This window comes from Gordonia sp. i37 (assembly GCF_002043085.1).
Classification (GTDB): Bacteria; Actinomycetota; Actinomycetes; order Mycobacteriales; family Mycobacteriaceae; genus Gordonia; species Gordonia polyisoprenivorans.
Map to the genome: position 1 here is coordinate 1 of NZ_MVPX01000647.1, position 12,358 is coordinate 12,358.

Annotated in this window: 11 protein-coding genes and 1 pseudogene; 10 read left to right on the forward strand and 2 right to left on the reverse strand. The window is 63.1% G+C overall.

Annotated elements, in window-relative coordinates; translation table 11 throughout:
• Both B1964_RS29275 and B1964_RS31510 read right to left on the reverse strand, forming a co-directional pair.
• Positions 1–260: pseudogene (locus B1964_RS29275) on the reverse strand (NADH:flavin oxidoreductase/NADH oxidase); the annotation flags it as partial.
• Positions 261–416: 156 nt separating this feature from the next.
• Entirely contained in the window at positions 417–2,630 is a 2,214-nt protein-coding gene (locus B1964_RS31510) for a LuxR C-terminal-related transcriptional regulator (protein WP_290440759.1), read from the reverse strand.
• A gap of 269 nt (positions 2,631–2,899) precedes the next feature.
• Between B1964_RS31510 and B1964_RS29285 the strand changes: the two genes are divergently transcribed.
• From B1964_RS29285 to B1964_RS29330, 10 genes are all read left to right on the forward strand, one after another.
• Positions 2,900–3,745 (forward strand): aspartate/glutamate racemase family protein, encoded by an 846-nt coding sequence (locus B1964_RS29285; RefSeq protein ID WP_216354313.1) that lies wholly within the window; start codon positions 2,900–2,902, stop codon positions 3,743–3,745.
• Between the two features lie 69 nt (positions 3,746–3,814).
• Entirely contained in the window at positions 3,815–4,966 is a 1,152-nt protein-coding gene (locus B1964_RS29290) for an acyl-CoA dehydrogenase family protein (protein ID WP_290440760.1), read from the forward strand.
• An 11-nt stretch (positions 4,967–4,977) separates the two neighbouring features.
• Positions 4,978–5,772, forward strand: coding sequence for an enoyl-CoA hydratase-related protein (locus B1964_RS29295; RefSeq protein WP_079932296.1), 795 nt, complete (start codon positions 4,978–4,980; stop codon positions 5,770–5,772).
• Positions 5,769–6,947: an acyl-CoA dehydrogenase family protein gene (locus tag B1964_RS29300; protein ID WP_079932297.1), complete on the forward strand. Its 1,179-nt coding sequence runs from the start codon at positions 5,769–5,771 to the stop codon at positions 6,945–6,947. Before B1964_RS29295 ends, B1964_RS29300 begins: the two co-directional genes overlap by 4 nt.
• 28 nt (positions 6,948–6,975) lie before the next feature.
• Positions 6,976–8,136, forward strand: a complete 1,161-nt coding sequence (locus tag B1964_RS29305) for a thiolase family protein (protein ID WP_079932298.1) — start codon at positions 6,976–6,978, stop codon at positions 8,134–8,136.
• A 16-nt stretch (positions 8,137–8,152) separates the two neighbouring features.
• Entirely contained in the window at positions 8,153–8,566 is a 414-nt protein-coding gene (locus tag B1964_RS29310; protein WP_079932299.1) for an OB-fold domain-containing protein, read from the forward strand.
• A gap of 1 nt (position 8,567) precedes the next feature.
• Complete coding sequence (locus tag B1964_RS29315) at positions 8,568–9,182, forward strand: PaaI family thioesterase (protein ID WP_079932300.1); 615 nt, start codon at positions 8,568–8,570, stop codon at positions 9,180–9,182.
• A complete protein-coding gene (locus B1964_RS29320; protein ID WP_079932301.1) occupies positions 9,179–9,496 on the forward strand; it encodes a hypothetical protein in 318 nt (105 codons plus the stop codon). The genes B1964_RS29315 and B1964_RS29320 overlap by 4 nt, the downstream gene beginning before the upstream one ends.
• An 82-nt stretch (positions 9,497–9,578) precedes the next feature.
• Positions 9,579–10,457 carry an NADP-dependent oxidoreductase gene (locus B1964_RS29325; protein ID WP_253194270.1) on the forward strand — a complete coding sequence of 293 codons (879 nt, stop codon included), beginning with the start codon at positions 9,579–9,581 and terminating at the stop codon, positions 10,455–10,457.
• Positions 10,458–10,537: 80 nt separating this feature from the next.
• The gene (locus B1964_RS29330; RefSeq protein WP_079932303.1) at positions 10,538–11,683 is read left to right on the forward strand and encodes a thiolase family protein; all 1,146 of its coding nucleotides are present in this window, start codon (positions 10,538–10,540) and stop codon (positions 11,681–11,683) included.
• Positions 11,684–12,358: the final 675 nt, after the last annotated feature.

Genomic DNA, 12,358 nt, shown 5'->3' on the forward strand with positions numbered 1-12,358 from the left:
AGTGTTGCCGACTTTGCTCCGGCGTGGCCGAGCTGGACCCCGGCAGTGGCGCCCAGCGAATGGAGAAGATTGACGATCCGCGCCATCGGCAGGACCTGGGTGTCCGACCATAGACCGAGGTCCCCGTAGGTCAATCGGCCCTGGGGGCTGATCGCAGTTGCCTCAGTCATAACCACACCGAAGCCACCCATCGCAAAACGACCGAGATGGGCGATGTGATAGTCACCGGCAAAGCCGTCGACAGCCGAGTACTGGCACATCGGGGACACGACAGTACGGTTTCGTGCGGTCACACCCCGAGATGTCCAGGGGTCGAACAGGTGCGCTGGCTGGGGCACGGAAACTCCTCGCATTGACCACGCCGAATTATGAATCGGTCGCATGGTTAATTAACCATAGCAGTGCGACAGTGTCCGTCAATATCTGCCGGAGGGCAGGTGCTGATCCTCGAAATTCCTGCTCACCCAGTTGGCCAACTGTGTGCGCGACCGGTAGCCGAGTTTGGTGAAGACGTGCTCGACGTGGGTTTCGACGGTGCGTCGAGAGATCATCAGCTTCTCGGCGATCTGACGGTTGGACAAGCCGTCGGCGACGAGACGACTGACTTCAAGTTCCCGGCGTGTGAGCGTAAAGCGGTCGGCATGGCCGGCTGCCTCAGGGTCACCCGAGTCGACCGACGCGAGAACCAATCCGACCGCCGCCTTGTGGGCCGGCATGCGGCTGGCCTCCTCGAAGCACTTATTGAAGCGTTTGCGCCCTAGGGAATCGATTGCAGACTGCTCATACCTCTCTCGCAAATCCACCAGCACGGTGCTCCCGAACAGCGGGCTGTGACTGCCGACCGCCTGGGAGAGCCGATCAGCGACTCCGAGTAGGCGCGCGCATCTCTCGGGTTTGTTGTTCGCGACGGCAATCCACGCCAGCACCTCAATGCATGTCGACGCGCCCAGCCAGTCATTCAGCGACGTCTTCACCTCAACGGACTCGGTGAGGGAGCTTTCCGCGGCGTCGAGATTGCCGGCGAACCACCACGACAGACCCCGGGTCCACAGGGCCCATGACCGGGCGAATGTCTCGTCGGTGGCCTCACTTGTCGTCAACGCCTGGTTGCACAACTCGATCGCCCGGGCATAGTCCTTGTTGATGCAGCGGGCGAAGGCGAGTTGCACGACGCACAGGATCGTGAGGGAACTCTGTTCGCCGATCGATTCGTGAATCTCGAGCGCCGTGCCGAGCAGATTCAGCGCCTCGGGGACATTGCCGTCGATCTGCTCGGTGGTGCCTTCGAACTGGGTGGCGATGGCCAACGCGTTGGAGTCGCCGATCTGGCGGGCGATGGTCTTGCTCTCGTCGAATGCCCGCCTGGCTTGTGCGGTGTCTGCCTGCACCATTGCGTACCACCCGTCGGCCCACAAAGCCTTCGCCCGAAGCGCACTGGGCTTCGGGTTGGCCGCGAGCGCTCGGCCCAGCCAGTACCGACCGTCCCGAAGGTAACCGCACGCATTCCAGTAGAACCAGAGCGAGGTTGCAAGGCGCAGCCCGACAGCGGCCTCTCCGCGTTCGGCGTGCAGCGAGAAATCGATGGCCGCCGCGAGGTTGCGACGTTCCGGAGCGAGGCGGCGGGCAGCGGCAAGCTGCCCTCCACCCACCGAATCCGTGTCTGCCGCTTCCGCGGCTCGGAGAAAGTGATCGCGATGGCGTTCACGCCATAGGTCGCGATCGCCTCCCGCCGCCAAACGTTCGACGGCGAACTCCGACGCCGCACGCGGAAGGGAGTACCTGACGACCTCCCCGGCATCGACTGTCTTGACGACGGACTTCTCGATCAACCCCGACAAGGCTGCATAAACACGTGAGCGGGGCAACGACTCGTCGGCACACACATCCTCGGCAGCGGCTAGATCGAAGCTGTCGGCAAACACCGCCGCGCGCTCCCAGAACAGGCACTCGTCGGGCACGCACGCGTCGTAACTTTCCTGCAATGCAGCACGCAGTGAACTGTGGCGCGGCGGGCCGCCGAGATTACCCGCGGTGAGCAAATCGAGCGGGGCGTCGCACCGTTGCAGTATCTGAGCCGGCGACAACGATCGCATCCGCACGGCGGCCAACTCGATGGCCAGCGGCAGCCCGTCGAGCGCCGCACAAATCTTGGCGACCTGCACGTGCGCATACTCGTCCGGCGACCATCCGGGACGCTGCAACCGGGCGCGCTCCACGTACAGATCGACGGCGTCATGCGGACGGGACAGATCGACATCCACAGTGTCGCCACGTTCGATGATCGGTACCGCCATCGGCGGGATGGCCTGGATCGTCTCGCCCATCACCCCCAGGGCTTGCCTACTGGTGGCCAAGACCCGTAACCCCGAGTGCATCCGCAGCATCCGGTGAACGACGTCCCCACACCGATCGGCAACACCGTCGCAACCGTCTATCACCAGCAGGGTCGACGACGCCGATCCGGAATGCCCCGAGCACCGCTCCGCGAACTCTCTCTCGGTCGCAACGAGTAAATCCAGTGCCTCCTCGGCGGGGACATCGGAGAGCTCAAGCAGACGAAGATCGGTGAACGTACGTCGGACATCGGCGGCCACAGCCAGAGCTATACGGGTCTTGCCGATCCCGCCCATGCCCGTGAGGGTGACCAACCTCGCTGAACCCAGAGTCGCCTTCGTTTCCGACACTTCGCGTCGCCTGCCGACAAAGCTCGTCACCTCAGCGGGCAAACCTGTCGATCCGTGGTCTTCGCGTCCCATTTACACCCCTCGCTGGTGAACCGCGTTCTCGGCGCGGAATCCGACAAAGCCGGCCACGACTGGTACCGCAACCCGGCCGACGTTTGTCACCAAGGACAACAGTGTCCCACTTCACACCAGCGGCAAATTAGCGGTGACGTCTCTTGTGCGGCCGATCGCCATCGTGCCATAATCAAACGGCCGCTCGATTCAATAAGGGGAAACTGGTGAAACTGTCGGTAGTGCACATCAACTCTCAGCGAGGTTCCGAGCCCTACACGGCTCTTGTGAACGAAGTCTTCAACTCGGTCAAGCGCTCTGACACCGAGATCGAACACCGATGGGCGAAGCTCAAGCGCGCCACGGACACCGTTTTCGGCTACCCCTACCTTCTGAATGCGGTCGACGTGATCCACAACATCGCCGAAGCAGGGCAGGCCGGAGCCGATGGATGCATGGTTGCCTGCACCGGCGATCCGGGCGTGATCGAAGCGCGCACCCTCGTCGATGTCCCCGTGGTCGGACCGTGGGAGGCGTCACTGCACATGGCCGCCATGTACGGTTACCGCTTCGGCGTCATCACCGTGGAGGATCCGGCCTGGGCCGAAACCTGCCACAGCCTCGTCGTGAAGTCGGGGCTCATCGACAAATGCGTTGGCGTTCAGCGTATTTCCATCCCCTCAGGCGAGGCGTTCACCGAGGGCTTCGCGAACCCGGACAAGGTCATCGCCGAGCTCGACATCCAGGCGCGCGCGCTCGTCGACAAGGGTGCCAGCGCGATCTGCATCGGAAGCGCGGGATTGAGCACGATCGCATCGGCTGGTGGATTCCACCGTCTGTCCGGGCTCGATGTTCCCGTCTTCGATTCCCTGGTCGTGGGTTTGAAGACCCTCGAGACGAGGGTGGATCTGACCCAACGCGGCGGCCTTCCGCCCACCAGCCGCAGTGGCTTCACCACCCGATTCGCAGACGAAGACGCCGCCCGGGTCCGGAAACTCTTCGGACTGTGAGTCTTTGACAATTCTCCGCGCCGACGGAACTACAGGAGTGACATGAAATTCGAATCTGCAGCATTGACCATGCTCACCGACGAAGAGCGTCAGTGGCAGGACACCGTGCAACGGTACATGGACAGGAACGTCCGACCCATCGTCGCCGAGATGGAAAAGGCCGGCCGGCCACCGGCTGCGTTACTCAAGGACATGGGCGAGCAGGGCCTGCTGGGGAGTTTTGCTCCCGAGGAGTACGGCGGCGGGGGCGGCAGCCTGATGACCCGAGCGATTCTCGCCGAGGAAACCGCGCGCGTGGACGCAGGCCTCGACGCTACGCTGTTCGTGAACATCAGTCTGGTCGCCCGCCATCTCATCAGGCACGGCACGGAGGCGCAGAAGCGCAAGTACCTTGTGCCGCTGCTCGGAGGTACGGCCAGCGCATCAATCTGCCTGACCGAGCCGCACGGCGGCTCGAATGCGTTGAGCCCCAAGACCGTGGGACGTCGCGACGGTGACGGCTGGGTCATCAACGGCTCGAAGACCTTCATCACCAATGCGCCGATCGCTGACTTCTTCATGGTGTTCGCCCGCACCAGCGGCGAGGATCGCCGAGCCCATGGTGGCACGTGCTTCATCGTCGATCGCGACGCCACAGGCCTGTCGACCGGCAAGCCGTTCGACAAACTGTCCCTGCGAAGCTCGCCCACCGGCGAGGTATTCCTCGACAACGTCCGCGTGTCCGACGACCAGATCCTCGGCGAGGTGGACAAGGGCTTCTACTACATGCTTGAAGGACTCGACCTCGAGCGCGTCTTCGAAGGCGCGTCGAACACCGGTATCGCGCAAGCCTGCCTGGACCTTGCAGTGTCCTACTCCTCCGAGCGGGAGGTCTTCGGCCAGAGGCTGTCCGAGTACCAGATGACTCAGGACAAGATCGCCCGGATGGCGATGGGCGTCGAGATGAGTCGAGTCATGTTCTACCACCTGGTCCGCGCCGTCGAGAACGGTGAGGATGTCACGCGAGCGGCGGCCGTGTTGAAGCTCTACAGCTCGGAGGCAGCGGTCGAAGCTTCGCGTGAGGTGGTGCAAATCCTCGGCGGTTACGGACTCATGGAGGAGTACCCCGCAGCGCGACTGTACCGCGACGCCAAGCACCACGAAATCGGTGCCGGCACAAGCGAGATCCAGAAGATCATCATCGCCAAGCAGACCTACGAGAAAGCGCGCCCCGCGCACTGAAAGGCACAATCATGGACTACTCGAAGTACAGTCAGCTTCTCGTCGAGGTCGACGACCGCATCGCCACTGTGACGATGAACCGCCCCGACAAGCTCAATGTCGCCAACGCCGCGCTCCACACCGAACTGTCCACGATCTTCGTCGACCTGCAGCGTGACCGCAACGTGGACGTTGTCGTGGTCACCGGCGCCGGCCGCGCGTTCTCGGCCGGTGGCGACATCGACTGGATGCAGGACGCAATCGACGATCTGGAGTCGTTCGACCAGACCCGTGACGAGGCCAAGCGGATCATCTTCTCCCTGCTCGATCTGGAAAAGCCGATCATCGCCAAGGTCAACGGTCACGCCGTCGGCCTCGGCGCCACCCTGGCCCTGTTCTGCGACGTCATCTTCGCCTCGGAGAAAGCGAAGATCGGCGACCCGCACGTGTCGGTCGGCTTCGTGGCCGGCGACGGCGGCGCAATCATCTGGCCACAGCTGATCGGTTACGCGCGGGCCAAGGAGTACCTCTTCACCGGCGATCTGATCGGTGCGCAGCAGGCTGCCGACATCGGTCTGATCAACTACGCGGTGCCGCCCGAGTCCCTCGACCAGCGGGTGGCAGAGTTCGCGGGTCGACTCCGCAACGGCGCGACCAAGGCGATTCGATTCACCAAGATCGCGACGAACATCGCACTCAAGCAGGCCGTCTACGCCGCGATGGACACCTCGATCGCCTACGAGACGATCACCAATGCCAGTGCCGACCACGCCGAGGCCGTAGCAGCCTTCCGTGAGAAGCGGACCCCGAAGTTCCAGGGCCGATGACCGCCGTGGAGACCGAGGCCTCCGCCAGTGAGGCTGATGTCGCCGAACTGCGGAGTGTCGTCCAGCAGTTCGTCAAGACGGTCATGCCACGCACGACAGTCGCCGAGTGGGACAAGCAGAACCATTTCCCCCGAGACGCGTTCGATCGCCTCGCGACGCTCGGGGTCATGGGTCTGACAGTTCCGGAGGAGTACGGCGGCAGCGGACGCAACATCCCAGCAACGCTCATGGTGATCGAGGAGTTGTCGAAACGCAGTCTGGCTGTGGCAATTCCGTACATCATGGCCAGCTGCTACGCGGGGATGACCGTCACCGACTGCGCTACCGAGGAACAAAAAAGCAGGTGGCTGCCGGAGATCGCCGAAGGCCGGATGATGTTTGCCTACGGATGGACCGAGCCGGATGTCGGTGCGGATCTGGCCAGTGTCAAGACCACAATCACCCGAGAAGGCAACGATCTCATCATCAACGGGTCCAAGCGCTTCTGCACAGGTGCCGGGTTCAGCGATTACATCTACGTCCTCGGCCGGTCGGACCCGGATGCACCGAAGTACAAAAACCTCTCCACCGTCGTTGTGCCGACAAATTCCCCGGGAGTCGAGATCGTTCCGATCGACACCATGGGCCTCAAGGGCACGCATACTGCCGATGTGACGTTCACCGACGTGCGGGTGCCGTTGGACAACCTGATGGGCGGTCTCGACAGCTGGAATGCCGGGTGGCAGTTGATCACCGGGGTCGGACTCGACATCGAGAAACTCGAAGTTGCGGCGATGTCGTTGGGTATCGCTGCCGCCGCGCACGCCGACGCGTTGGAGTACAGCACTGAACGTGAGCAGTTCGGGGTGCCGATCGAACGACACCAATCGATCGCGCACCTACTGGCGGACATGCAGGTCGGTCTCTACGCCAGTCGGCTCGTGTTGGACGATGCCGCACGGCTGGCCGATCGCCATATCCGCTGCGGCGTGGAGACATCCATGGCCAAGCTGTTCACCACCGAGACCTGTAAGAGGATCGTTCTCGACGCACAGACGGTCATGGGCGCCTATGGCTACGCCAAGGACTTCGATTGCGAGCGATATGTTCGGGACATTCTCGCCATGCCCATCATCGGCGGGTCCTCGGCGGTCCAACGAAACAATATTCACAAGTGGTCTCGACCACGAAAGTGACCGTGCACGGTAGCGAAGGGAGGGGCTTGTGACCTCAACCGAGAACAACAGTTTCATCTCCGGGGTGTCGCAATTGGTCGTCGGACGTGGGCGGCCGGCCCCTCCCTACGTCAAGATCCTTGTCGATGTAGCGGTAGCGGCACTGGCCGATGCCGGCCTGTCCAAGGACGACATCGACGGCCTGATTCTGTCGTCGTCGATACCGCAACCATTTGAACTCAATCCCGCCGAAGTCGCCGAGCATCTGGGGATCGAGAACGCCTACGTCGCGATGGCACCGTACGGCGGCCGACCGGCTGTGGATGTGCTGCATCTGGCTGATTCGGCCATCAAGTCGAAGCTGGCGACCAACGTCCTAGTGCTGTCCGCAGACAACTTCGGGACGACGTTGGGGATCGACGGTGCGGTCGAGCTGTACATGACCAGCTTCGACAAGGTCTACGAGCGCCCGTTCGGCCCGATCATCCCGACGGCTTTCGCGCTCATGGCGCAGCGGCACATGCACGAGTTCGGCACGACCATGGAGCAGCTGGCCGCGGTGCCGGTGACGTTCCGTCGACACGGACTTCTCCATCCGGATTCTGAGATCCGCGGCGAGTTAACGGTGGAATCAGTACTGGCCGACCCGGTGACCAGCAGCCCGTTGACGAGGTCCATGCTCGCCTTGATCTCGACCGGAGGCGGCCAGGGCTTTGTGGTGACCGAGCAGCCCACGGGCGAGAACCCCGTCGTGATACACGGATACGGCGAGGCCTGCAGTTTCATGAGCCTGAGCCAGGCCCCCAGCCTGACAGGCTTCGACAACCTCGGCCGCGCAGCAGATCAAGCGCTCGCGCAGGCTGGGGTGAAGCTAGCCGACCTAGACTTCCTCGAAGTCTACGATCCAGCCTCGATCGTCCCGCTCATCATCTTGGAGGACATCGGATACTGCAAGAAAGGCGAGGCCGGGGCGTTCTTCGCCGAGGGGGGAGCGACGCTCGCGGGACCGCTGCCCATGAACACCCACGGCGGCACGATGGCCTTCCGCCACCCGGGAATGGGCGCTGCCCTCGACTCGGTCGTCGAGGCCGTTGTCCAGCTGCGGGGCGCGGCCGGCAAACGCCAGGTTCGCGAGGCGAAGCTGGGAATGGTTCACGGACAAGGAAGTTGGCTCGCCAACAACGGATTCCTGGTGTTGGGACGAGCGTGATGATGAGGACGCAAAGATGACCGATAAGAGTCCGATCGAGGACGTTCGCGCCGTGTTCTGGCGCTCGTGCAGCGACGGCGAACTCCGTCTTCAACAGTGCGAATCATGTGCGAAGTGGCAGTTCTACCCGCGCTACCTGTGTCGGCACTGCGGATCGCTGGACATTGTGTGGCAACAGGCATCTGGTGACGCCACCATCGAAAGTTTCAGTGTCGTCAATCGCGGCGCCGGCGAATTCGCCGCTCTTGCACCCTATGTCGTCGCAATTGTGAGGCTGGACGAGGGACCTACGTTGATGACCAACATCATCTCCGGCGGACCCGACCCACTCGACCACTCCCTGCTCGGAATCGGCATGAAGGTGCGGGTGGTCTTCGAGCGACGCGGCGACGCGGTGTTGCCGCTGTTCACCCCAGCAGGGATGGGCTGACATGGCCGGCCTTCAATCGCCGGTGCTCGTGGCAGATCTCGAGGAATCCTGGCGGTCCGCGTCGGCGGAGCTGACCCGAGCGGTCCGTGCCGTCACCCGAGCGGCGGCTCTATCCACGGCCGAGGAGTCCGTGCTCGTCGACGCTGCGGCCCAGTTGGATGTATTGACACGTCGATTGTCGGCGACGCCCCGTGATTCGGTACTCGTCGGCGATTTCGGCCGACGCCCGGATGACACCGACGGAACCCGCCGGATCGGTGATCACAACGCGCAGGTCATCCCTCTCACAATCGTCGCCGAGGGCGACAGCGCGTTCGCGACGTGGATTGCCGATGAAGTGCACGAGGGTTCAGGTGGGCTTCTTCACGGCGGAACCGCGGCGTGGCTGATGGACTGCATGTGCGGGCTTCTCCTCGAAGAGATGGGAACCGTCGGCCGCACCGCCAACCTCACCCTCGACTATCGGGCACCGACGCCTCTGGCGACCGAACTACACCTACGGTCAACGATCGAGAAGCGAGACGGGCGCAAGATCTGGGTGGCCGGGGACATTCGGGTCGCCGGAGAGGTGACCGTTACCGCGCGCGGACTGTTCATCCTTCCGCGGGACGCATGACCACGACACACGTAACTCCTGCCGTCGACCGTTCGCTCGACGACGACACACCGCCAGACGCCCGTATCGGCCAGGCCGACGAGAACGACCTGGTTCGTTTTGCTGTTCAATGGGCGCCGTTCGGCGGTGGCGATGAGTACATCTTCCCCGCTTTCGGTCTCGTACCAGAGCAGTTCTATCGCCGAGTTCTTCGTGCAGTTCAGTCCGGACACACCGATCGCGACGACTTCTTGCAGGGATTCTGCAAACGCAAACTGCGCACGTTGGCTCAGGGCGCCCGATCACAGTTCAAAGGCATTGCGCGGACACGATGAACCCCTACCCACAGACAAGAGAACAGTTCACATGCAGGTAGTCGGAGCACGGCGGCACGGCCCGCCAGCGGTCCTCGAACTCATGGAGCTGCCCGACCCGACAGTCGGTCCCGGAGAGGTATTGATCCGAGTCCGCGCGGTAGCGGTGAACCCCGGTGACGCCGTGATACGGCGGGGAGAACTCCGCGATCGCGGTACACCGCCCATTGTTCCGGGCATGGAAGCCGCCGGGACAGTTCTGGGGATCGGGACGGACACGGTCACCGACCTCCACGAAGGCGACGAGGTCATGGCGATCGTCATGCCCTATGGGTCCTATGGGGCCTACGCCGAGCAAGTGGTAGTGCCGGCAGCATCGGTGACCCGGATCCCCGACAACGCAACACTCGCGGCAGCGAGCACCTTACCCATGAATGGACTCACCGCTCGACTGGCACTAGACACCCTCGGCCTCCCACCGGGCAGCGTGCTCGCAGTGACCGGATCAGCCGGAGCGTTCGGCGGGTACGTGGTGCAACTCGCGAAAGCCGACGGACTCACGGTCATCGCTGACGCCTCGGAGCAGGACACCAAACTCGTGACCGATCTGGGAGCCGACATCGTCATCCCGCGTGGTGAGGAGTACGGCACTCGTGTTCGCGAACACTTCACCGACGGCGCCGATGGTGCAGTCGACGGGGCGCTGCTGCTCGACACCGTGACCCCGGCAGTCCGGGACAACGGAGTTGTCGTCACCGTGCGGGGATTCAGCCACCGAAGCGATCGCGGAGTCACGTTCACGCCGGTGTTCGTCGGCGACTACGCGCGAACCCACGACAAACTGGTCGAGCTGCGCGACCTAGCGAGCCGCGACACGCTGTCCCTGCGAGTCGCTGAAGTGCTGCCCAAAGATCAAGCAGCCCGAGCACACCGCCGAGTCGAAGCAGGCGGACTCCGAGGACGACTCGTCCTGGAGTTCTAGGACGTGCCGCGAACCCGGCAACCTTCGCAACCCACGAACCCGGTCTACGCCGGGCATCCAACGAACAGCGAGGAATCTCCATGCGCGATGCAGTCATCGTAGAGGCAGTGCGAACACCCGTCGGGAAACGGAACGGAAGCCTGTCCGGCGTGCACCCTGCCGTCTTGTCCGCCGCAGTGCTGAACGCGCTGACCGAACGCTCTGGGATCGACCCTCAGCTCGTGGACGACGTGGTGTGGGGTTGCGTCGCACAGGTCGGCGAGCAGAGCCTGAACATCGCACGTACAGCAGTACTCGGCGCCGGTTGGCCGGAGTCGGTACCCGCCACCACCATCGATCGCCAGTGCGGTTCGTCGCAACAGGCGGTCCACAGCGCCGCAGCCGGAGTCATCAGCGGCCAGTACGACTTTGCTGTCGCCGGAGGCATCGAGAGCATGAGCCGGGTCCCCATGTTCTCCTCTGTGCAAGGCGCAGACGCATTCGGCGACGAATTCCGGCAGCGCTACAACGGCGTCATCCCTCACCAGGGCGACGGAGCCGAGATGATCGCTCAGCGATGGAACTTCAGCCGAACCCAACTCGACGAGTTCGCACTGGAATCGCACGAGCGAGCTGCCTCGGCACAGGACGCCGGAGCGTTCGACGACCAGATCGTTCCGATCGCCACAGACTCCGGCGCGTCATTCACCAAAGACGAAGGCATCCGACGAGGCGGCACGATCGACAAAATGTCAACCCTCAAGCCCGCATTCGCCGACGACGGTGTCATCACCGCAGGCAACAGCTCGCAGATCAGCGACGGCGCAGCAGCGCTACTCCTCACCTCGAGCGACAACGCGAAAAAGATGGGACTGAAAGCGATCGCCCGCGTCCATACCGCCGTGCTGGCGGCCGACGATCCGGTGATCATGCTGACCGCACCCATTCCCGCAACCCACAAAGCATTGAAAAAGGCCGGACTCTCCGCAGCCGACATCGGCGCATACGAGGTCAACGAAGCATTCGCATCAGTACCTCTGGCATGGCTCAGCGAAATCGGCGCCGAACCCAAAACACTCAATCCAAACGGCGGAGCGATCGCCCTCGGACATCCCCTCGGAGCCAGTGGAGCTCGCATCATGACCACCCTGGTCCATCACATGCGAAACAACGGAATCAAGTACGGCCTGCAGACGATGTGCGAAGGGGGAGGCCAGGCCAACGCCACCATCCTCGAGCTGATCTAAAAGGCGTCGAGCCTGGCCAACTACAAATGCCCGGCCCCGAGGAGGGGCCGGGCATCGGCGATCGCGACCCGAACGTCGGCGCCGAATGTTGAAATCCCTTGACATCAGCGCGATGCTTGCGAAAGCTGCCAGATTATTCCGACGTACGAGTCGACCAGTCGACCGCGACGGACTCACGGTCCATGAGCAGTTGCGGTGTGACGTTGAGCTGTTCCTTCTGTGAAGTGGGTTCAGAGCCCGAGCCAAGCTGGCAACACCAGGCATAGGTGGTTGCGCCTCGTCGATCTTGTTGCCAGTCGTCGAAGTATGGGCCTGGACGACCTCACGGCCAAGCCGGGGATCGGAGAGCGCCCGCGTAGTCGATGGCCTCCTTTCAACTGCCAGACAGCCGCGCGCAGCGAACCTCCGTAGAGATGGTGGGTTCTTGATTGAAAATCGTCCTAGGCGCGGCGGATGAGGGTTGGGACAGTCGGTCTTGATGTGTATGTCCTCGTGCCCTTGGCGTGTCCCCCGTGAACCGGTCCGGGCTGTTCTAGAGTCCTGATTGCCCTGATGAGGGCACGAAGGGACGATAGGGATCATGGCAGGACGGAAGCGGCACTCGGCCGAGGACATCGTGCGCAAGTTGCGCCGGGCCGATGAGTTGGCGGCGGAGGGAAAGACCGGCGAGGAGAT